This window comes from Halomarina rubra, assembly GCF_023699475.1.
Classification (GTDB): Archaea; Halobacteriota; Halobacteria; order Halobacteriales; family Haloarculaceae; genus Halomarina; species Halomarina rubra.
In genome coordinates this window covers 271,202-289,160 of the sequence record NZ_JALXFV010000003.1, presented here as the reverse complement: position 1 = coordinate 289,160, position 17,959 = coordinate 271,202, and the positions used below count along the sequence as shown (strand labels likewise).

24 protein-coding genes and 2 tRNA genes are annotated in these 17,959 nt (G+C 67.6%); 10 read left to right on the top strand and 16 right to left on the bottom strand.

Annotated elements, in window-relative coordinates:
* Positions 1-96: 96 nt before the first annotated feature.
* Together M1L36_RS06685 and M1L36_RS06680 are read left to right on the top strand one after the other, a co-directional pair.
* Entirely contained in the window at positions 97-336 is a 240-nt protein-coding gene (locus tag M1L36_RS06685; RefSeq protein WP_250872947.1) for a hypothetical protein, read from the top strand.
* Positions 337-508: 172 nt separating this feature from the next.
* Positions 509-1,648, top strand: a complete 1,140-nt coding sequence (locus M1L36_RS06680) for an MFS transporter (RefSeq protein ID WP_305794418.1) — start codon at positions 509-511, stop codon at positions 1,646-1,648.
* A 41-nt stretch (positions 1,649-1,689) separates the two neighbouring features.
* Here M1L36_RS06680 and M1L36_RS06675 read toward each other — a convergent pair whose 3' ends face one another.
* Together M1L36_RS06675 and M1L36_RS06670 are read right to left on the bottom strand one after the other, a co-directional pair.
* Positions 1,690-1,842 carry a hypothetical protein gene (locus M1L36_RS06675; RefSeq protein ID WP_250872945.1) on the bottom strand — a complete coding sequence of 51 codons (153 nt, stop codon included), beginning with the start codon at positions 1,840-1,842 and terminating at the stop codon, positions 1,690-1,692.
* Between the two features lie 101 nt (positions 1,843-1,943).
* Positions 1,944-2,120, bottom strand: coding sequence for a hypothetical protein (locus M1L36_RS06670; protein ID WP_250872944.1), 177 nt, complete (start codon positions 2,118-2,120; stop codon positions 1,944-1,946).
* Positions 2,121-2,276: 156 nt separating this feature from the next.
* Between M1L36_RS06670 and M1L36_RS06665 the strand changes: the two genes are divergently transcribed.
* Positions 2,277-3,116 carry an aldo/keto reductase gene (locus tag M1L36_RS06665; protein WP_250872943.1) on the top strand — a complete coding sequence of 280 codons (840 nt, stop codon included), beginning with the start codon at positions 2,277-2,279 and terminating at the stop codon, positions 3,114-3,116.
* A 45-nt stretch (positions 3,117-3,161) separates the two neighbouring features.
* Here the strand turns inward: M1L36_RS06665 and M1L36_RS06660 are convergent, their stop codons facing one another.
* From M1L36_RS06660 to M1L36_RS06640, 5 genes are all read right to left on the bottom strand, one after another.
* Positions 3,162-3,554 (bottom strand): hypothetical protein, encoded by a 393-nt coding sequence (locus M1L36_RS06660; protein ID WP_250872942.1) that lies wholly within the window; start codon positions 3,552-3,554, stop codon positions 3,162-3,164.
* A gap of 163 nt (positions 3,555-3,717) precedes the next feature.
* Positions 3,718-3,912 carry a cold-shock protein gene (locus tag M1L36_RS06655; protein WP_250872941.1) on the bottom strand — a complete coding sequence of 65 codons (195 nt, stop codon included), beginning with the start codon at positions 3,910-3,912 and terminating at the stop codon, positions 3,718-3,720.
* Positions 3,913-3,914: 2 nt separating this feature from the next.
* Positions 3,915-4,109 (bottom strand): cold-shock protein, encoded by a 195-nt coding sequence (locus M1L36_RS06650; protein ID WP_250872940.1) that lies wholly within the window; start codon positions 4,107-4,109, stop codon positions 3,915-3,917.
* Positions 4,110-4,545: 436 nt separating this feature from the next.
* Positions 4,546-4,619, bottom strand: a tRNA-Phe gene (locus tag M1L36_RS06645).
* 53 nt (positions 4,620-4,672) lie between these two features.
* Positions 4,673-5,143, bottom strand: a complete 471-nt coding sequence (locus M1L36_RS06640; RefSeq protein WP_250872939.1) for a universal stress protein — start codon at positions 5,141-5,143, stop codon at positions 4,673-4,675.
* Between the two features lie 324 nt (positions 5,144-5,467).
* On the opposite strand from M1L36_RS06640, the gene M1L36_RS06635 reads away from it, so the two are divergent.
* Complete coding sequence (locus M1L36_RS06635) at positions 5,468-6,208, top strand: hypothetical protein (protein ID WP_250872938.1); 741 nt, start codon at positions 5,468-5,470, stop codon at positions 6,206-6,208.
* A 288-nt stretch (positions 6,209-6,496) separates the two neighbouring features.
* Here the strand turns inward: M1L36_RS06635 and M1L36_RS06630 are convergent.
* Positions 6,497-6,570: transfer RNA gene (locus tag M1L36_RS06630), tRNA-Tyr, on the bottom strand.
* A 115-nt stretch (positions 6,571-6,685) separates the two neighbouring features.
* On the opposite strand from M1L36_RS06630, the gene M1L36_RS06625 reads away from it, so the two are divergent.
* From M1L36_RS06625 to ftsZ, 3 genes are all read left to right on the top strand, one after another.
* Entirely contained in the window at positions 6,686-7,261 is a 576-nt protein-coding gene (locus M1L36_RS06625; RefSeq protein ID WP_250872937.1) for a double zinc ribbon domain-containing protein, read from the top strand.
* A 233-nt stretch (positions 7,262-7,494) separates the two neighbouring features.
* Positions 7,495-7,668 (top strand): transcriptional regulator CdrS, encoded by a 174-nt coding sequence (gene cdrS / locus M1L36_RS06620; protein WP_247414101.1) that lies wholly within the window; start codon positions 7,495-7,497, stop codon positions 7,666-7,668.
* Complete coding sequence (gene ftsZ / locus M1L36_RS06615) at positions 7,669-8,883, top strand: cell division protein FtsZ (protein ID WP_250872936.1); 1,215 nt, start codon at positions 7,669-7,671, stop codon at positions 8,881-8,883. It abuts the gene before it with no gap.
* A 59-nt stretch (positions 8,884-8,942) separates the two neighbouring features.
* On the opposite strand, the gene M1L36_RS06610 is transcribed toward ftsZ, so the two are convergent.
* Together M1L36_RS06610 and ncsA are read right to left on the bottom strand one after the other, a co-directional pair.
* The gene (locus M1L36_RS06610; protein WP_250872935.1) at positions 8,943-9,380 is read right to left on the bottom strand and encodes an SRPBCC domain-containing protein; all 438 of its coding nucleotides are present in this window, start codon (positions 9,378-9,380) and stop codon (positions 8,943-8,945) included.
* 67 nt (positions 9,381-9,447) lie between these two features.
* Complete coding sequence (ncsA, locus tag M1L36_RS06605) at positions 9,448-10,455, bottom strand: tRNA 2-thiolation protein NcsA (RefSeq protein ID WP_250872934.1); 1,008 nt, start codon at positions 10,453-10,455, stop codon at positions 9,448-9,450.
* A gap of 185 nt (positions 10,456-10,640) precedes the next feature.
* Here ncsA and M1L36_RS06600 point away from each other — a divergent pair, with 185 nt between their 5' ends.
* On the top strand, positions 10,641-11,708 hold the full coding sequence (locus M1L36_RS06600; protein ID WP_250872933.1) for a peptidoglycan recognition protein family protein: 1,068 nt from the start codon (positions 10,641-10,643) through the stop codon (positions 11,706-11,708).
* Positions 11,709-11,761: 53 nt separating this feature from the next.
* On the opposite strand, the gene M1L36_RS06595 is transcribed toward M1L36_RS06600, so the two are convergent.
* The gene (locus M1L36_RS06595) at positions 11,762-12,127 is read right to left on the bottom strand and encodes a hypothetical protein (protein ID WP_250872932.1); all 366 of its coding nucleotides are present in this window, start codon (positions 12,125-12,127) and stop codon (positions 11,762-11,764) included.
* 205 nt (positions 12,128-12,332) lie between these two features.
* Between M1L36_RS06595 and M1L36_RS06590 the strand changes: the two genes are divergently transcribed.
* Complete coding sequence (locus M1L36_RS06590) at positions 12,333-13,037, top strand: DUF7095 family protein (protein ID WP_250872931.1); 705 nt, start codon at positions 12,333-12,335, stop codon at positions 13,035-13,037.
* Positions 13,038-13,074: 37 nt separating this feature from the next.
* Here M1L36_RS06590 and M1L36_RS06585 read toward each other — a convergent pair whose 3' ends face one another.
* Positions 13,075-13,770, bottom strand: a complete 696-nt coding sequence (locus M1L36_RS06585) for an alpha/beta hydrolase (RefSeq protein ID WP_250872930.1) — start codon at positions 13,768-13,770, stop codon at positions 13,075-13,077.
* Between the two features lie 113 nt (positions 13,771-13,883).
* Between M1L36_RS06585 and M1L36_RS06580 the strand changes: the two genes are divergently transcribed.
* The gene (locus M1L36_RS06580) at positions 13,884-14,066 is read left to right on the top strand and encodes a hypothetical protein (RefSeq protein ID WP_250872929.1); all 183 of its coding nucleotides are present in this window, start codon (positions 13,884-13,886) and stop codon (positions 14,064-14,066) included.
* 52 nt (positions 14,067-14,118) lie between these two features.
* On the opposite strand, the gene M1L36_RS06575 is transcribed toward M1L36_RS06580, so the two are convergent.
* The 4 genes from M1L36_RS06575 to M1L36_RS06560 form a co-directional block, all read right to left on the bottom strand.
* On the bottom strand, positions 14,119-14,988 hold the full coding sequence (locus tag M1L36_RS06575; protein WP_250872928.1) for a winged helix-turn-helix domain-containing protein: 870 nt from the start codon (positions 14,986-14,988) through the stop codon (positions 14,119-14,121).
* A gap of 1 nt (position 14,989) precedes the next feature.
* Positions 14,990-15,832 carry a class I SAM-dependent methyltransferase gene (locus tag M1L36_RS06570; RefSeq protein ID WP_250872927.1) on the bottom strand — a complete coding sequence of 281 codons (843 nt, stop codon included), beginning with the start codon at positions 15,830-15,832 and terminating at the stop codon, positions 14,990-14,992.
* A 46-nt stretch (positions 15,833-15,878) separates the two neighbouring features.
* Positions 15,879-16,343 carry a hypothetical protein gene (locus M1L36_RS06565; RefSeq protein ID WP_250872926.1) on the bottom strand — a complete coding sequence of 155 codons (465 nt, stop codon included), beginning with the start codon at positions 16,341-16,343 and terminating at the stop codon, positions 15,879-15,881.
* Positions 16,344-16,689: 346 nt separating this feature from the next.
* Positions 16,690-17,526, bottom strand: coding sequence for a deoxyribonuclease IV (locus M1L36_RS06560; RefSeq protein ID WP_369694209.1), 837 nt, complete (start codon positions 17,524-17,526; stop codon positions 16,690-16,692).
* Positions 17,527-17,959 lie beyond the last annotated feature (433 nt).

Genomic DNA, 17,959 nt, shown 5'->3' with positions numbered 1-17,959 from the left:
TCGGGGTGGTCCGGAGCGAACACGGCCGCGGCGTTCCGCCCGTCGACCGACGACGGGAAGCGAAACGCTGTAACCTCTCGACGGCAATCCCGAGCCATGCCCGACCCGTTCTCCCAGAACCCGCGGTTCCGGAAGTTCGCGCTGTACCGCAGCGAGGACTCGACCGGCGTCTCCGGTACCGGCGTCGTCGCCTACGGCGTCCAGTTCCCGCCACCGAACGGCAAGTGCGTCATCGCGTGGACCACGGACGTCCCGAGCCTCAACATCTACGACAACATCCGCGAGGTCCAGGAGATACACGGCCACGAGGGCGGCACCGAAATCCTCTGGGAGTAGTCGACACCCGGACCGACCGTTCGGGCCACGTGCCGAGTGCGTGCTCGCGTCGCGTGCGCACCGTCCACCAGAACGCACCCGTCTTTTTCGTCTCGGCTGACCGACGTGTCGTGTGGCACTCGACCGGAAGTGGCGGGCGCTCGTGCTGTTGGGCACCGCCGAACTGTTCGCGATGGCGCTGTGGTTCAGCGCGACAGCGGTCGCGCCGGACCTCGCCGCGGCGTGGGACCTCTCGGCGGTCGAACGGGCGTGGCTCACCAACGCCGTGCAGGTCGGGTTCGTCGTCGGCGCGCTCTTCAGCGCCGCCCTCACGCTCTCGGACGTGGTCCGCCCGCGCGTGCTGGTCGCCGTCTCGGCGTGGCTCGGTGCGGCCGCGACGGTCGCCATCGCGCTCGCGGTCGACAGCGCGCTGCCGGCCATCGGACTCCGATTTCTCACCGGCGTCGCGCTCGCGGGCGTCTACCCGCCGGGGATGAAGCTCATCGCGGGGTGGTTCCGGAACCGCCGCGGGTTCGCCATCGGCACCCTCGTCGGCGCGCTCACCGTCGGCTCCGCCCTGCCGCACCTCCTGCGAGCGGTCGGTGGCGTCGGTCGGCCACGGGCGGTCCTGCTCGGGGCGGCCGGCCTCGCCGTCGTCGGCGGGGCGCTCGCGCTCCGTGTCGAGCAGGGTCCCTACCAAGCGCCCACCGCGCCGTTCGACCCGCGTGCGGTCCGGCGACTGCTGGGCAACCGTCCCGCGGTTCTCGCGAACCTCGGCTACTTCGGGCACATGTGGGAGCTGTACGCCGTCTGGACCTGGATTCCGGCGTACCTCGCGGCGAGCGCGACCGTCGGGTCGCCCCGTCTCGCGTCCGGCCTCGCGTTCCTCACCATCGGCGTCGGGTCGGTGGGGGCGGTGGTGGCCGGCGTCGTCGCCGACGACGTGGGGCGGACGACGGTGACGAGCGCGAGCATGGTCGTCTCCGGGGCGGCCTGTCTCGGTGCGGGCGTCGCCTTCGACGCGCCGTTGCTCGCGCTCGTCCCGTTTCTCGTCGTCTGGGGGGCGACTATCGTCGCCGACTCCGCGCAGTTCTCCGCGGCGCTCACCGAACTCGCCGAGGCGGAGTACGTCGGGACGGCGCTCACCCTCCAGACGGCCGTCGGCTTCCTGTTGACGACGGTCTCCATCCAGGTGACGCCGCTGGTCGCCGACGCCGTCGGCTGGCGGTGGGCGTTCGCGCCGCTCGTCGTCGGTCCGGTGCTCGGCACGCTCGCGATGCTCAGACTCCGGGGACTGCCGGCCGCGAGAAAACTGGCGGGCGGACGGCGGTGAGACGCGGTCGGTGGTGAGTGAGCGGTCGGCCGACGAGTCGACTACTCGTAGCGGCCGGTCCAGGCGCAGCCGACGCAGGCGACGAGACCTTGCCCCTCGACGAGCGCCTCCTCGCACTCCGGGCAGGCCGTCGCGCGTCGGGCGAGCGGTTCGGGGTCGGCGGTTCGAACTCGTGGCTGGGACATCGCGGACATGTTCGACGGAGGTCACTACACGCGTATAAACTCGCGCACTAGCGTGGTAAGACGCTCGTACGTTCCTGATTCGTGATTATATCCCTTAGACACCGACTCACTCAGACGGCACCTCTCCCGGGTGGCGTCGGTTCGCTCTCGGTCACCGGTTCCACCAGGGACTCCGACGTCGAACCGTCCGCCATCACTCGTTTCATCAGGACGATACCGACGGTTCCGACGGCGGCGAGCACGCCGCACGTCAGGAGTGTCAGGACGAACGCGGCCATCTCGGTCATAGGTACCAGTTCACACTGTGGTGGCAAAAGGCTGTCTCGGAACGCCGCCGCGAGAGACTCTCTCCGGCGGCTGAACGGACGTCCCGACGGTGCGGACTGCCGGACGACGTTGCCACTGCGCCAACGGCTTTGCGGCGTCCGCGCGGACCACCGACGATGCCGACCAACGAGAGCGACACCTTCGACCTCGACGGCGAGACGACCGTCAACCGACTCGGCTTCGGCGCGATGCGCCTCTGTGGGGAGGGCATCGTCGGCCCGCCGGACGACGAGGAGAACGCCCGCGACGTGCTCCGCCGGGCCGTCGACCTCGGCGTCGACTTCGTCGACACCGCCGACTCCTACGGCCCGGGCGTCAGCGAGCGACTCATCGGCGAGACGCTCGACCCCGACGAGGCCGTCGTCGCCACCAAAGCCGGCCTACTGCGCAACCGCGACGGCGACTGGCTCCCCCACGGCGACCCCGACTACGTCCGCAACCAGGTGCTCTGCTCGCTCGACCGCCTGCGAACCGACACCATCGACCTCTACCAGTTCCACCGCCCGGACCCCGACACCGACTTCGAGGAGAGCGTCACGACGTTCGCCGAGTTGAAAGACGACGGACTCGTCCGCCACGTCGGCCTCTCGAACGTCTCGGTCGACCAGCTAGAGACCGCCCGCGACCACGTCGAGGTGGCGACCGTCCAGAACAACTTCAACGTCGGCAACCGCGAACACGACGACGTGCTCGCCGCCTGCGAGGAGTACGACATCGGGTTCATGCCGTACTTCCCGCTGGGCGCGGGCGACCTCGGTGAGAAGAGCGCGGTCGTCGACGTCGTGGCCGACGCCCACGACGTCTCCCGCATGCAGGTCGCGCTCGCGTGGCTCCTCCGCCACTCGGACGTCACCCTCCCCATCCCCGGCACCTCCAGCGTCGACCACCTCGAAGAGAACGTCGCTGCCGCCTCGCTCGACCTCACGGACGAGGAGTACGACCGCCTCAGCGAGTGAGCGGTCGGCGACGGTCGGCGCTCCGTCGGCTCCGGTCCGCCGCGCTCAGAGTCGCCGCTCCCGTCGCCGCAGTCGGGTGAAGTCCGCGGCCCGGACCGCCGCCACCCCCGCGGCCCCGCCGACGACGGCGAGCGTCAGGCCGACGTTGAACAGCGTCACGACCGACGGCTCCGCCGAGAAACAGGCGACGAACAGTCCCGTCAGCACCGACCGCACCGCCAGCGCCGCCACGAGCGTCGTCGTCGCCCCGACGAGCGCCGCCCGCGTCCAGCGGTACTCTCGCCGCATATCGCCCGGTTCGTAGTGGACCGGCGAGAGCCCGAAGAACAGCTCTCGGAGTCGACCGACGACCGCCCGCCACGCCGACCGGACGGTCGTCGCCACCGTCGGGCGGAACTGCTGGTCGAGCGAGGAGGCGTCTCGGGGTTGCGCCGCCATGAGTGTCGGTGGTTCACCGCCGGGGAGTATGAAGGTCAGTCAGACACCCGTCGGTCACACGACGTTTCTTCGTCGCCGTCGGATCGACCGTCTGGTCCCCGCGCCAGCGCTGTCGCTGTCGGAGTGAAAATACCGAGAATCGTCGTTCGTGTGTGAAGTCGTCTTACAGGCGGGTGACGTTGGTCGCGCGTGGACCCTTGTCGGCCTGCTCGATGTCGAACTCGACTTCCTGACCCTCTTCGAGGTCGGGACCGCCGACGTCCTCCATGTGGAAGAAGACGTCCTCGTCCTCCTCGTCGGTGTCGATGAAGCCGTACCCGCCCGTGTCGTTGAAGAAGTCGACTTTGCCTTTCGCCATGATTAGAGTCGGGTGACGTTGGTCGCGCGCGGGCCCTTGTCGGCCTGCTCGATGTCGAACTCCACTTCCTGTCCCTCTTCGAGGTCGGGGCCGCCAACGTCCTCCATGTGGAAGAAGACGTCCTCGTCCGCATCCTCAGTCTCGATAAAGCCGTAACCGCCCGTGTCGTTGAAGAAATCAACCGTACCTTTCGCCATTACTTCTAACTGGAATGGCTTGCCAGACATAAGGCTTCTGCAGGCGGTCTCCTGTGTCTCTCGCTAGCATACGTGGGGGTTGGACGGGTCGTCCCCGACACGGTCCGGCCTCCGAACGGCCGGTCATCTGGGGGTGTCGGCCCGCTCTGCTTCGGCGTCGCGACCGCACAGTAGTTTTGTGCGGCCGCATCGGGACTCACTTCGCTCGGACTCGTCTGGTTCGGAATCCGCTCGAGGTGCACAGATACGTTGGCGACGGCTCGAGTCTCAGTCGAGAGCCGCAGCCCTCTCGAACGTGATTCGCGTGAAAACGCCATGCCGCCTCCCGGATTTGAACCGGAACAAGACGGACCTGCTCGCTGCGCTCGCAGGTTGCGACTTGCAGGGTTCAAACCGGTCGCGAGCATTTTCACTGCTCACTTCGTTCGCAGGAAAATGCCGCCTCCCGGATTTGAACCGGGGACAGCTCGATCTTCAGTCGAGTGCTCTCCCAGTCTGAGCTAAGGCGGCGCGCATACGTGACGAGGCCGAGCACCTGAAAAAGCGTTTCGGAACGCGGTCCGTCACTCCTCGTCGGTCGTGGTCGACGAACCGTCGAGGATACCCTCCGGGGAGACGGCCAGTACGGGGATGGAGGAAGCCATCAGCACGCGTTCGGTCGTACTACCGAGGAGGTGTTCGAGGCCCTCTCGACCACTGGTCCCCATCACGACCAGGTCGACGTCGTGGTCGGTGCAGTAGTCGACGATGGCGGTGTGGACCTGCACGGCGTGTCCCAGTTCGGTCGTCACCTCGACGCCGGCGTCGGTGGCACGTTCCTCGACGGTCGCCAGCACCTCCTCGCCGCGTTCGCGCAGCGACTCCAGGACGGTCCGCATGCTGTGGGTCGAGAGCAACATCGACTCGACGCTCTCGTCGACGACGAACAGGACGTGCACGTCCGCGCCCAGGGCCGTCGCGAGGTCGAACGCGTGGTCGGCGGCGGCGTAGGCGATGTCGCTGCCGTCGACGGGGACGAGGATTCGCTCGTACATGCCTTCACGTGCGCGGGCGCGACCCTTAGTTGTAGGTCCGTGGCTGTCGGACGACCACGGTCGCTATCGTACGCCCGCGCCACCCGGCAGAAAGTATTTCGTGTCGGATTCACGAACACATCGTATGCGCCGCCGTGCCCTCCTGGCGAGTCTCGGTGCTCTCGCTGCAGGCTGTCTGCAGTCGCCACCACAGACGAACCGTTCGTCGCAGCCCTCTCGCCGTCCCGTTCGACACCACCCGCTACGGGGTCGAGCCAGACGCCGACCGACGCGGAGTACAGACTGACGAACCTCACCCGGTCGACGAGCGTCGAGCGTCCCTCGGTGAAGTACGTCCTCGAACCGTCGGCGTTCTACTCCGGGGACGCCGTCGAACGGGAGGGAGAACGCACCGGCGAGGAACAGGTCGTTGTGGACGTGGCGGACATCGACGACGCCACGGTCCGCGGTGCTGTCGAAACTGCGATTCGGGACGGCGAGTGGCGGTCGAACACCGCGCCCGAGGGGTTGGCCGAGACCGTCGAGCGCGTCGACTTCTTCACCGGTCCCACCGACGGCGACACCGCCACACACGTCGGACTGACGCTGTATCGATTCGACCCGGACAGCCCACCCGCCGTCGAGTTCAGCGCTTCGGTCGTCGACGACACCGTCTCGGCGGCGAGTCCCGGCGCGGTCGAGTTCACGCTCACGAACAGTAGCGAGACGACCCAACTGGTGTACGCGGGGACCGTCCCGCCGTTCGGTGCCGTGTTCGCGCAGGCCGTCGACGCCGACGAGCGGTTCCTGCTCTGGCGGGAGTACGAGGAAGAGGGCTGTATCAGCTTCTCGGACCGGGGGATGACGGCGTGCAGTATCGGCTCGGTGACGGAGCTAGCGCCGTCGGACGGCGTCACCCGCCGCTACGAGGTGTTGCCGACCGGGACGACGAACCACCCCGAGTTCACGGTGCCACCGGGACCCGGTACCTACCGCGTCACCGACTCGCTGAGTTACTCCGCGGAGCGGGGGGCACCGGGGTCGACACTCTCCGTCGACGTCGCGTTCACGCTCGAATCGGCGTAGTTCCCACTGCCGCGTGCAGTAGCGGTTTGCTCTCCCCGACTTGAACGCGCCGAGACGGTCGCTCCTCCCGGTCGCGCTGCGTCTCGTCTCTTCAAATCGTGTTGGGGTGTCTTCTCGACCTCACCGTACTCGCTTCGCTCGCGGTTCGGTCACGAAGAAGTCCGCTCTCCCCGATTTGAACTCACTCGCTCCCAGCCGTCGCTCGTTGCTCAAATCGGGTCGTGTTGGACACCACACGCGGCGCTGGTTCACTCGCTTCGCTCGTTCACAGTCGCCGCGAGAAGGTAGTCCGCTCTCCCCGATTTGAACGGGGGGCAAGTCGATCTACAGTCGACTGCTCTGCCAGACTGAGCTAAGAGCGGCCTGTTCGGTGGGAGTACGTCGTCGAATTTAATGCTTGTCTTTCGGTGCGACTGACGGACGTCTGACGCGGGTGAGGAAAATATATATCGAATGAACAGTAATCCGTCGTATCCGATGAGTAAAATCACGTTCCGCGCCGACGATGACCTCGTCGCTCGCATCGAGGCGTGTGAGGGGTCCAAGAGCGAGGTGATGCGCGAAGCGCTTCGCGCGTACCTCGACGACGCCTCGGCGCGGGACGACGACGAGCGCCCCGCCCCGTCGGACGGGCCGGCCGTCCACGGGTCACTCGACGCACTCGTTCGCGAGCGCGTGGACACGCTCGTCGACCAACGCATCGACGCCGTGCTCGCGGCACACGAGCGCCGACACGGACGCCGCGACGCTCAGGACATCAACGTAAACGTCACGCTCGACGGTGACCGCGCACCGTCGCGGTCGGAACCGAGCGCACAGACCGACCGGCCCCCACGAAGTGAACAGTCCACGTCGGACGGCGAAGACGGGCGTAAACAGTGCTCCGGCTGTGGGACGTCGCTCGCCGGGGACGCGGTGTACTGTTCGAACTGTGGCGAGAAGGCGACCCACCGCGTGTTCTGTGAGTGTGGTGACGAACTCCGGTCGGACTGGGGGTTCTGTCCCGGGTGCGGTCGTCGGACGCCAGCGGCAGACGTGCTAGAACGCTCGTAAACGCGTCGTACACGGGAATTCGTTCTCGTTTACGTACTAATCGTCGTCGGCGTCTTACGCCGGGCCAAAGTTTTATTACACATCGGAGTATGCAAACACCTGCGTAAGACAGTCGTCTTACACGGGGTGTGGCGGGTCGAATTCCTGCCACGTACTGCGGTTTCCTCCCGTGTCCGGCGCCTGGGTCGTCGTGACACGCGGCTCGGTGTCTTACCAAGGGGAATACGATAAAAATGGAGCGTGTGACACTACGGATTCCGAAGCAGCAGATCGAGGAAGTTGAACGCATGGTCGAGACCGGGGAGTACCCGAATCGCAGCGAGGCGATTCGCGCCGCGGTCCGCGACATGATCAACGAGGACAACACCGAGCGCCGCGACAAGAAGCGGCCGTGGGCGAGGGCCTGAATGCAGGACATCGTCAACTCGGCGCTCGAGAACGCCGAGAAAGAGCAGCGCAAACGCTCGGACTCGGGCGACTCCGAGGCCGACGAGTTCGGCGACCCCCGAATCGTCATCGTCGGCTGTGGTGGTGCGGGTAACAACACCGTCAACCGCCTGTACAACATCGGCGTCGACGGCGCGGACACCATCGCCATCAACACCGACAAACAGCACCTGAAGATGATCGAGGCCGACACCAAGATACTCGTCGGCAAGTCGCTCACGCAGGGGCTGGGTGCCGGTGGTGACCCGTCGATGGGCGAGCGCGCCACGGAGATGGCCCAGGGCACCGTCAAGGACGTCCTCGGCGAGGCGGACCTCGTGTTCGTCACCGCGGGCATGGGTGGTGGCACCGGGACCGGTGCGGCCCCCGTGGTCGCCAACATCGCCAAGGAGCAGGGCGCGATCGTCGTCGGGATGGTCTCGACGCCGTTCAACGTCGAGCGTGCCCGCACGGTGAAAGCCGAGGAGGGCCTGGAGAAACTCCGCAACGCCGCGGACTCCATCATCGTCCTCGACAACAACCGCCTGCTCGACTACGTCCCGAACCTGCCCATCGGCAAGGCGTTCAGCGTGATGGACCAGATCATCGCCGAGACCGTCAAGGGTATCTCGGAGACCATCACCCAGCCGAGCCTCATCAACCTCGACTACGCCGACATGACCGCGATCATGGGCCAGGGCGGCGTCGCGGTGATGCTCGTCGGTGAGACCCAGGACAAGAACAAGACCCAGGAAGTGGTCAAGGACGCGATGAACCACCCACTGCTGGACGTGGACTACCGCGGGGCCACGGGCGGTCTCGTCCACATCACTGGCGGCCCCGACCTCACGCTGAAAGAGGCCGAGGGCATCGCCCAGAACATCACCGAGCGCCTCGAAGCCTCCGCGAACGTCATCTGGGGCGCGCGCATCCAGGAGGAGTACAAGGGTAAGGTGCGCGTCATGGCCATCATGACGGGCGTCCAGTCGGCCCAGATTCTCGGGCCGACGACCCAGAAGCAGGCCAACGCATCGCGCGAGGCCATCGACAACTCCGGCGGCATGGGGTCGACCTCCCAGAGCCACCAGTTCGAGTCGAACTCCGGGTCCAACGGCGGCAACGGCGTCAACTTCGGCGAGACCGACGGCGGGCGCAGCGAGGTCGAGCAGAACAACGGCCTCGACGTCATCCGATAGTCGGGCCGCCGACTCTTCCACCTGTTCACAGCACCGAGCGACAGCGTCCCGGTCTCGACTCAGGCGACGACGCGCGATTCGACTCGTTCTTTCAGTGCCTCGTTCGTCGCCTCGAACCCACGTTCCGTCGAGTCGCCGAGCCACCAGTTGATGGGGCCGACCAGTACCCCCGAGAACGTCTCGGCGTGGACGAGGTGGGTCGTTCCGTCCGGTTGCTCGGTCAGCGTGAACGAGTGCTCTCCATCGTAGAGGCCACCGACGAACAGTTGTCCGCGCCAGCGTAGCTCTCGCCCGTCGGCGACGAGAATCTCGGGGGTCATCGTCACGGACGGCTTGCCGGGTGGCGTCAGGTGGACGGTCACCTGCTCGCCCTCGGTCGGTCGCTCTTCTACGTCGATGAACGGGTTCCACTCCCCGTAGCTGTCGACGTCCATCAGTACGTCCCACACCGCTTCGGGCGGCGCATCGATGTCGACGTGCGTCTCGATAGAATCCATGGCGTCTGTACTGGTGGCCGAGAGGATAAACCCGCGCAGCGGCCCGTAAACGCGGTGATGTGGTCTCTCAGTCGCTCCCGGTCCCGACACCGGCGTCGGCGTCGGCCTCGTGGACCGCCTCCACGAGTTCGCACTTCCGACACAGGTCGCGGGTGGTCGTCGCGCCACAGCGTTCACAGTCGCCGAGGGCGGGGCCGTCGCCGTCGCCACGGAACCGCTCGGCGACGATGGCGGCGAACTCCTCGTAGCCCGCCATGATGGAGTGACGGGTGCCGGGGTGGTTCGATTCGAGGTTCAACAGTAGCTCCTGAATCTCGCCGCGGTAGGCCTCGCTGGAGTGGGGACACTCGGCCATGTGTGTCGGTAGCTCGCGCAGGTGAGCGTACAGGGCCACCTCCTTCTCGGGGACGTCGCGCAGGGGTTTGGCGCGCGGGACGAACTCGTCGGCGTGTTCGTCACCGCGGCGGTCGAAACTCCCCAGGGAAGCGTCGAAGTGTTTCGCCATCTGGCGGAGGTCACCCGACAGCACGTTCATCAGCGCGGTCTGGGCCTCGTCGTCGAGGTTGTGGCCCGTCAGCAGTTTGTCGGCGTCGAGCGCCTCGGCGTAGCGTGAGAGCACGTCCCTGCGGAAGACGCCACAGTACGCACACGGAGCCATCCCTTCGGGGTCCTCGCGCGCGACGTCGTCCATCCGCAGGCCGAACTCCTCCTCGTAGCTCACCACCTCGTGGCGGATGTCGAGGGCGTCGGTCAGCGAGAGACAGGCGTCGAGTGACTTGTCGCGATAGCCCTGGATGCCTTCGTGGATGGTCAGCGCGACCAGTTCGACGCGGGGGTCCTCGGCGAACGTCTCGTGGAGGATGTGCGTGAGGACGACGCTGTCCTTCCCGCCCGACAACCCGACGACCCACGTCTCGGGGTCGTCGGGCGTCGCCGCGTCCGACAGCAGGTCGTCGTCGCGGACCCGGCGACGGAGCCGTTTCTCGACGGAGCGACAGAAGTGCGACTCACAGAGGTGCAGTCCGGAGTAGGCGGCGTGCATCACCGCCGGTGCGCCACACTTCTCACAGTCCATGGCCGCGCTGGGGGTTCGAGCGGGATAACGTCCGCGTTCGACTGCGCTCGGAGCTCCCGGATTCGATATTGAATACGACTTGGCCGCAAATTTTAACCATCGCAAACAGTGGATTCTAACCGTTCCGACACACCGTCGGAGTACACCATGATAGACGACGAGACCGCGACGACGGAGGTAACGGCATGAACGACCGCCGGACGTTCCTGAAGGGCGTCGGTGCGTCGGCGGTGGGTGGGCTGTCGCTGCTCGCCGCCGGGACGGCGAGCGCCGCGGCCCCGCCAGCAGACGAGTACATCGCCGCCGACTCGTCGAACTACTCGGACGACTATCGGGGCGCGAGCGAGATCGACTGGGTCGTCGTCCACATCACGGACGGGACGTGGGGGAGTGCGGTCAACTGGTTCCAGGACCCCGACGCGGACGTCAGCGCCCACTACGTCGTCCGCAACAGCGACGGCCACACCGCCCAGATGGTCGACGAACAGGACGTCGCGTGGCACGCCGGCGGGTTCAACTCCAACGCCATCGGTATCGAACACGAGTGGCACGACGGCCAGAACGGCATCTCCGACGCCGCCTACGCCGCCAGCGCCGACATCGTCGACCACGTCGCCAGCGCGTACGGCGTCCCCAAGCAGTACTTCACCGACCCGTGCGCGGCCGCGAACGCTTCCGGTGGTATCATCGGTCACGCCAACGCCCCGAAGTACGGCGACTGCGGGAACACGAGCTACAAGTCCTGCCCGCAACCGGCGTGGGACTGGGACCGCTACATGGAGTTCGTCGGCGGCTCTGCGGGCGACGGCGGCGACGACGGCGGAACGGGCGGGTCGTACTCGTGGGAGTACTTCTCGAACGGCGACCAGGGTGAGGACGTCTACACCATCCAGTACCTGCTCGAACAGCACGGCTACGACCTCCAGTACCACGACGGCATCTACGGCAGCGAGGTCGAGACGAACGTCGAGTCGTTCCAGTCTGCCTCCGGCCTCGCCGTCGACGGCGTCGTCGGCCCGAACACCTGGGACGCGCTGGTCGTCACCGTCGCCGGGCCGAACGACGACCCGTGGTGGGCGACCTACGCCGCCCAGCACTCGCTGCGCTACGGCCACGGCTACAGCATCTCGGTCGACGGCTACTACGGCAGCGAAACCGAGGGCGCTATCGAGTCGTTCCAGTCGAGCGCGGGACTCGCCGTCGACGGCGTCGTCGGCCCCGCGACGTGGCAGGCGCTCGTCGACCTGACCTGACCGTCGCAGAACGGTGGGGTGGAGAGGGGGCGGTTCCGTCTCCGCTCACCGAGTTACAGTTTCTCGCCGGGACCACCGCGGGCGTCGAGCGCCCAGAACACGAGCGTCCCGGAGACGCTGATGAGGATGGACAGCGCGGCCACGCCCGCCGCGACCACGGGTCGAGACCGGAGGAGTTCGACGAGGACGGCAGTCCACGCCGCGAGCAAGAACGCGTCGAGCGGACGAGGGGCGTAGCGGTCGCGCAGGTCGCGCCACGGCTGTGGGGGCCGCCAGTCGGTGACCCGCCTCGCGACCCGCGGACCGACGGCGGCGGCGCTCGTCGCCACCGCGAGGTCCAGCGCGACCAGTGCGAAGACGACGCCGGCCCCGAACACGCCGGGACCGAGGTCGATCACCTGTGCCACGACGGGGTTCATACAGGCCCCTTAGTAACCTCACGAATAAGTGTCGTGGCCTTCGTTCAACACGCTTGACAGAAGCACTGATAACTGTCTGCCGTCCGTCACACTGCGTGTGAAACACACGCACTGCGGGCGGGTCGGACGTGACGGCCCGCGAGTGCGACGGTCGTCCTCGTCCCGCGAGAGAAACCGCTTTCGGCGACCGGCCGGTACGTCGGGTATGAGCGAGTTCTCTCGCGAGGCGGCCGTCGACCGGGTCGAACGACTGCTCGACACCGTCGACGCCGACCCGATGCCCGTCCCGGTCCGCGAGGTGTGGGTGTACGGCGACGTCGCCCTCGGCGTCGACCCCGTCGACCGCCTCGACGTCTACCTCACCAAGGACCTCCTGTTCGGTCGGGACGCCGACCGCGAGGCCGAGTTCCGCGACTCGCTGGGCGTCCAGGGCGTCGGCAAGACCGTCGACGCGGCGTGGGCCGAGCAGTTCCCCGAACACGTCCGCGCGAACCACAGCGGTCACGCCGCCCCCGAGAAGTGCCTCGCCGCGCACCTCCTCGGCGAGGGTGCCGAGGGGACCTCGGCTGGCAGCCGGACCTCGGCGAGTTCCGGCGAGGGCGAACCCGTCCACCTCGAAGTGTGCAACAGCGGCTTCGAGTCGAACGTCACCCAGCGGTTGAAGGGCGCGCGGATGCGCGAGAACTACGAACAGATCCTCGACCCACGCGGCGCGTGTCTCTGGGTCGACGGTCAGCGCAGCGAGGAGACCCTCGACAAACTCCGTGCGGGGGAACTGGTCTTCCCGACGCTCTCGGATGCGCTGGAGATGCTCGGGATGGAGAGCGAGGAGGCCGAGACGGCCGCGAGCGCCGTCCGACGCTACCGAGAGCGACAGGAGGGGACGTCCGTCCGCGGTGACGTCGTTTGAATCGACCCGCTCCGCGCCGAGCGCGTCGCCCGACGCCCTACCACAGCGCCGACGGTCCCTCCGCCAGCGCGTCGAACACGGTGCCGACGTGTGTCTCTCGCGACGGCGAGGAGAACAGTTCGTGGCCGCCCTCGAAGGCGACGCGGTTCCTCGCGGGCGTTCGCTCCTCGATGGCCGTCGCGCTGACGACGGCGTCGGTCGGCGTGTAGAACACGCTCGTCGTCTCGTCGTCGAACGCCGGCAGGCGGCGCTGGGCGCGTCTCGCCTCCCGAAGGAACGTGGGCGCGGCCCGCTTCGGCCCGTCTGCGAGCCGTTCGTCGGTCACCAACGTGCCGAGTTCCTCGCGACCGAACGCCGACGGGAGGAGCGGCGTCGAGACGGGTAGTTTCATCGCCCACTCGACCAGCGGCGTCTCCAGGTCGCCGTGGAACCCCCACCACGGACTGCAGTGGACGGTCTCGGTCGCCCCGTTGAGGAACTCCCCGATGAGGCCGCCCGTCGAGTGGGTGAGCAGGCGATACTCGTCGAGCGCGTCGACGGTGGTCGCGACGGGGCGGACCCAGTCGCGTTCGAAGTCGGTGACGACCGTCGGAATCTGGAAGCCGTGGACGCGGTAGCCCGCCTCCACGCCCTGTTCGACGAGCCATCGGACCGTCGGGTGTCCGAGTCGGTTACCCCACCCGAGGACCAGGAGGAGGTCGCGGTCGCCGTCGCCGAACCGTTCGATGTGCATGGCTATCCGTTCGCTCCCATTGACTTGTAGCTGCGGTCACGTCCGGCGATTCCGCGGTCGTCCCGCGACCGACGGCTCAACGCTCTTGTGTTCGGCGCGTGTCGTGTCGCTCGATGTCCGACCGAACGACACGCCGACGACTGCTCGCGGCCAGTGGTGGATTGCTCGCGGCCCTCGCCGGGTGTGGACTCCCGGGGGGCGAGGAGGGAGAAGACGGAGAGGGAGAAGACGGCGAGAACGGCGAGGACGGCGGGGGCGAGGAGGAAGAAGACGCGCTCGCCGCTCCACACGACTGACTGGTCGCGCCGTCTCCCTCCCGACGGTCCTCGACCGACCCGGCGTCGTGGCTCAGGACCGGTCGGTCGCGACGGTCCGACCGTGTTCGTCGAGGGTCGCGCTGAACGTCTCGTCGTCGATATCGATGGTCATCCGAACGCGGAGCGGGTCCTCGCTCACGACGGTCTGTGACCCGTCGAGTGTAGCGAACGTCCACGGCGGCTGCTCTCGCGGGTCGGCGTCGTGGTCGGCAGCGAACGCGACGAACGACGGTGCAGTCAGTACACACACGCCGGCCGAAGCCCTGAACTGCTGTCCACAGCGTTCGCAGCGAGCGTCGAAGAACCACTCCACCTCCTCGTCACCGCCGGTTCGCTGGAGCGAGCGCGTCACCGTACCGAGACACTCCGGACACACCCCCTCGATGGCGAGTTCGATGTCGTCGTACGTCAGGCGGGCTGAGAGCGCGAGGAGACGTTCCATCGACCGGTCGGCGGCCGCCCCCGGCGGGAACCCCACCCGATAGACGACGTGGTCGTTCGCACACGTCACCTCCAAGACACCCTCCTCGTAGGTGGCCGTCGCCGTCGTCTCACAGACCGGACACTCGCCGACGTCGGTCGGCCCCTTCGACTCACCGGCGCTGTAGGTGCCCGCGAGCGCCGCCCCCACGACCTGTTGGCCAGCGTAGCTCAGCCGGTAGCCCCCGTCGGTCTTCTCGACGAACCGGTCGACGAGCTTCCCCAGGTGGTAGTTGAACCGCCCGGAGTCCGCGACGCCGACCCGTTCGCGCAACGCCGAGAACGAGAGCGTCGCGTCGTCGGAGCTGACCCGTCGGTGTTCGACCAGCGCGAGGAGAATCGCCCGTCGGGTCTCGTCACCGAGGACGTCGAGTGCGTCCGGGTCGACGTCGGTCGTCTCGTCGGTGACGGCGTCGCTCATGTCACTCGAGTGAGAAGGGCGCGGAAAAGTCGCTTTCGCTCGACGGCACCCGCCCCACCGTCACGAAGAACGGCACCGTCTCCCGCCGCCGGTAGGTGCCCGCGGCCATCGCCTCGACGACCTCCCGGCCCATCGCGCGCCACTCGCCGCGGAGCGCGTCGAACGCCGCCTCGCTCAGTCCGCCCGCCAGCAGCGTCTCGCGTTGTTCGCTCAGTCGCGACCCGGTTGCCTTCCGTTTCGCGCCCTCCAGCGTGGCCTCGTCGTACGGTGGCTCGACGGTCCGGACGTGGTCGTACCGACGCGTCTCGACGTCGCGGAGGCCCGCCTCGCGGAACAGGTCGGGGGCCGCCCCGAGGGTCACGTCCGTCGGGACGCCCGCGACGAACCGCTCGCGTGCACGGGCGGTCAGTCGCTCCTCGGCGTCGACGGTCGACTCGACGGTCACCGCGGCGTTGTCGGGTTCGACCGCCGCGACGAGGGCCGAGGACGCCCGGGAGAACTCCTCGACGGCGGCCAGCGGGTCGGGGAGGTTGATGAGCAGCGCCTGACAGACCACCAGGTCCGCGCTCCCGTCGGCGACGGGCAACGAGAGCGCGTCCGCCCGGACGGGGTGGGCGGGGTCGGGCACCGCCGCGAGCAGCGCGGGGTCGCGGTCCAGCCCGACGACGCGGGCCTCCTCGGGCGTCTCCTCGGCGAGGACGGCCGACAGTTCGCCGGTGCCACAGCCGACATCGAGGACGCACGACCGCTCGGCGAGGTCCAGGGGCGCGAGCGCCTCGCGGTCGTCGGGGGACCACATCCCGCGGCGGGTGTCGTCGAGGTAGTCGGCGGAGAACCGGCGCATTGGCTGGTGGTGTGGGTGGTGCGGGCAAAACGGTGTGGATGCGCGCTCACTCCGGGCAACGAGCGTCGACTTCCGTCATGATGTGGTCGCCCTGCACCGCACCGACTGCGTAGACTCGGTTCGCGTCGAGGTAGACGGTCCGATACGGTTCGTCGGCGGCGGCGTCTCGCTGCTGCCGGAGGTGGTCGAAGACGCGGTCGGTGAACGCCCACGCACCGCTCGAGACGCCGTCGTATCTGGCACACTCCTCGTCGATGGCCCGGTGGACCGCCCGACGCTCCTCGGTCGGCAACTCCTCGAAGACGATGGGGACGGCCCGTTCCCACTGCTCGTCGGAGGGAGTTGCGGGAACCACGTGGAGGAAGACGGTCGTAGACCCGTCCGTACCGACCGCCGTCACAGTCGGTACCTTCGTCTGGGGTTCTACCGAGTCGTTGTCGGCGTCGCTCGACGGTCGCGAACTACATCCCGCGAGCGCCGCGAGCGCGACGAGGAGGGCACGGCGTCTCATACTACGAGCGACACGTCACTCGACAAGTGTCTTCTGTCGTCGGGTGACTGCACACGCGTTCGCCGTTCGCGTACGCGTGATTCCCGTTCACCTACCGAGACTCTCGCTCGTTCACTCCGAACCGCGCAGCTCGCGGGTCGCTAGCGCTCCCCGCTCACTTCACCGAGACTCTCGTTCGCTCCCTGCGGTCGCTCACTCCGAGTCTCGCAACTCACGGCTCCCTCCTGTCACCGTTCGTCTTCCCGAGAGTCTCGCTCGTGTTACTCGCTCGACTCTCGCAACTCCTCACGGCTCACTCCGTTCGCCGTTCGGTACTCGGGATTCTCGTTCACTCGCTACCGCTCGTTCACTCCGAATCCCGCAACTCCTGCACCCGCTCGATGTTCCACGCGAAGCTCTTGCCGTTCTCGGTGGGCGTCTCCAGCACGAAGGGGCGGTCACGCACGCGCGGGTCGTTCACCAGCGTCTCGAACCCCTCGACGCCGATCTCGCCCTCGCCGATGTGGGCGTGTTCGTCCTTGTTCGTTCCGCAGGCGTGTTTCGAGTCGTTGAGGTGGAAGTACGCCAGGTTCTCCAACCCGACCACGTCGTCGAACTCGGTCAGGGTGTCCTTCACGCCCTTGGCCGTCGAGAGGTCGTAGCCCGCCGCGAACGCGTGGGCGGTGTCGACACAGACCGACAGGTCGTGGCCGGTGTCGTCGAGCACCTGCGCGAGGTGTTCGAACTGGCCGCCGAGTTTCGTCCCGCTGCCCGCGTCGGACTCGACGAGGATGGTGACGTCCTCGGGGACGGTCAGTTCGTCCAGCGCGCTCGCGGCGTTGGCGAGGCCGTCGTCGACGCCCGCGCCGGTGTGCGCGCCGAGGTGGACGTTGACGTAGGGGACGTCGAGGCGCTCGGCGGCGTCGAGCTCCTTCTGCATGGAGTTGATGGACTTCTCGCGGAGATCGTCCTTGGGGGTGCAGAGGTTGACGAGGTACGACGCGTGGATCATCCACGGGCCGACGTCGTTCGCCTCGGAGCGCGCGCGGAACGCCTCGACGTCCTCGTCGTCGGCGGGCGTGTGCTTCCACACCTGGGGGGAGTGGGTGAATATCTGCCCGCAGTTGCCGCCCAACTCGACCTGCTCGTCGACCGCGTTCTGCACGCCCCCGGAGATGGAGGTGTGTGCACCGACTCTCAGCATGTGCTCTCGGCTAGGAGTTCCGGGGCATAGGGACTTCGGAACGGTGCGCGACGTGCCCGTCGGTCGCGGCGGTCGCCGTGTGAGCACACCTCTTCGGGTTAAACGACTTGCAGGCTATAGGGGTCGACTGATTCGGCTCACGTCGATACTACCGCACGCTCGTCACCCGACTCCCGGCTCGGTCGACACTGGTCGGACGGTCTCTCCGGGCGGAGGCGTGGCGAGACTCGTGGGTGCGGTAGGGGGAACCAGCCTCTGACATCGTCTTCCCCCTCCGTCGCACTCTCGATGGCTCGTGGCCGCCGACCGACCGGGTCGCTCGCCGCACCCGTGGGAACGACGGAGAAACCGGGCCACCTGTGGGGAGTGGCCCGGCCGACAGGTGGGGTGGCGGGCGGGCGACCGAGCCGACCGAATTGCCGCTGACACCACT

Bases quoted from the DNA above. Each gene is read 5' to 3' on its own strand.
- M1L36_RS06665 (WP_250872943.1), top strand. From the start codon at position 2,277: ATGCCGACCAACGAGAGCGACACCTTCGACCTCGACGGCGAGACGACC.
- M1L36_RS06560 (WP_369694209.1), bottom strand. From the start codon at position 17,526: ATGCTGAGAGTCGGTGCACACACCTCCATCTCCGGGGGCGTGCAGAAC.
- M1L36_RS06670 (WP_250872944.1), bottom strand. From the start codon at position 2,120: ATGACCGAGATGGCCGCGTTCGTCCTGACACTCCTGACGTGCGGCGTG.
- M1L36_RS06595 (WP_250872932.1), bottom strand. From the start codon at position 12,127: ATGAACCCCGTCGTGGCACAGGTGATCGACCTCGGTCCCGGCGTGTTC.
- M1L36_RS06580 (WP_250872929.1), top strand. From the start codon at position 13,884: ATGTCCGACCGAACGACACGCCGACGACTGCTCGCGGCCAGTGGTGGA.
- cdrS (WP_247414101.1), top strand. From the start codon at position 7,495: ATGGAGCGTGTGACACTACGGATTCCGAAGCAGCAGATCGAGGAAGTT.
- M1L36_RS06585 (WP_250872930.1), bottom strand. From the start codon at position 13,770: ATGCACATCGAACGGTTCGGCGACGGCGACCGCGACCTCCTCCTGGTC.
- M1L36_RS06590 (WP_250872931.1), top strand. From the start codon at position 12,333: ATGAGCGAGTTCTCTCGCGAGGCGGCCGTCGACCGGGTCGAACGACTG.
- M1L36_RS06565 (WP_250872926.1), bottom strand. From the start codon at position 16,343: ATGAGACGCCGTGCCCTCCTCGTCGCGCTCGCGGCGCTCGCGGGATGT.
- M1L36_RS06680 (WP_305794418.1), top strand. From the start codon at position 509: ATGGCGCTGTGGTTCAGCGCGACAGCGGTCGCGCCGGACCTCGCCGCG.
- M1L36_RS06575 (WP_250872928.1), bottom strand. From the start codon at position 14,988: ATGAGCGACGCCGTCACCGACGAGACGACCGACGTCGACCCGGACGCA.
- M1L36_RS06625 (WP_250872937.1), top strand. From the start codon at position 6,686: ATGAGTAAAATCACGTTCCGCGCCGACGATGACCTCGTCGCTCGCATC.
- ncsA (WP_250872934.1), bottom strand. From the start codon at position 10,455: ATGGACTGTGAGAAGTGTGGCGCACCGGCGGTGATGCACGCCGCCTAC.
- M1L36_RS06570 (WP_250872927.1), bottom strand. From the start codon at position 15,832: ATGCGCCGGTTCTCCGCCGACTACCTCGACGACACCCGCCGCGGGATG.
- M1L36_RS06660 (WP_250872942.1), bottom strand. From the start codon at position 3,554: ATGGCGGCGCAACCCCGAGACGCCTCCTCGCTCGACCAGCAGTTCCGC.
- M1L36_RS06685 (WP_250872947.1), top strand. From the start codon at position 97: ATGCCCGACCCGTTCTCCCAGAACCCGCGGTTCCGGAAGTTCGCGCTG.
- ftsZ (WP_250872936.1), top strand. From the start codon at position 7,669: ATGCAGGACATCGTCAACTCGGCGCTCGAGAACGCCGAGAAAGAGCAG.
- M1L36_RS06600 (WP_250872933.1), top strand. From the start codon at position 10,641: ATGAACGACCGCCGGACGTTCCTGAAGGGCGTCGGTGCGTCGGCGGTG.
- M1L36_RS06675 (WP_250872945.1), bottom strand. From the start codon at position 1,842: ATGTCCGCGATGTCCCAGCCACGAGTTCGAACCGCCGACCCCGAACCG.
- M1L36_RS06655 (WP_250872941.1), bottom strand. From the start codon at position 3,912: ATGGCGAAAGGCAAAGTCGACTTCTTCAACGACACGGGCGGGTACGGC.
- M1L36_RS06650 (WP_250872940.1), bottom strand. From the start codon at position 4,109: ATGGCGAAAGGTACGGTTGATTTCTTCAACGACACGGGCGGTTACGGC.
- M1L36_RS06640 (WP_250872939.1), bottom strand. From the start codon at position 5,143: ATGTACGAGCGAATCCTCGTCCCCGTCGACGGCAGCGACATCGCCTAC.
- M1L36_RS06610 (WP_250872935.1), bottom strand. From the start codon at position 9,380: ATGGATTCTATCGAGACGCACGTCGACATCGATGCGCCGCCCGAAGCG.